This is a genomic window from Sedimentibacter sp. B4, from assembly GCF_000309315.1.
Taxonomy (GTDB): Bacteria; Bacillota; Clostridia; order Tissierellales; family Sedimentibacteraceae; genus Sedimentibacter; species Sedimentibacter saalensis.
The window spans coordinates 1-241 of the sequence record NZ_CANG01000397.1 but is presented as its reverse complement, the minus strand read 5'-3'; the positions used below and the strand labels follow the sequence as shown (position 1 = coordinate 241).

General features: G+C 69.3%; 1 protein-coding gene. It reads left to right on the top strand.

The genetic code is table 11. The features are described from left to right. A partial coding sequence (locus BN358_RS23520) for a DUF721 domain-containing protein (RefSeq protein ID WP_157593420.1) occupies positions 1-241 on the top strand: 241 nt, incomplete at both ends.

Here is a 241-nt window from a genome sequence, read left to right as displayed (position 1 = left end):
GACGAGGGCTGGACGCGCGAGGTGAACGTCCATCAGTTGCTCGCCCGTTGGCCCGCGCTGGTCGGACCGGTGAACGCCGCGCATTCCCAGCCGGTGGGGTACGCCGACACCGTTCTCACCGTCCGTGCCGAGTCGTCCACCTGGGCCACCTCGCTGCGCACGATCGCCCCACAACTGGTGGCTGTGCTCAACGATCAACTCGGCCAGGGGACGGTGACCCGGGTGGTCGTGATCGGCCCCA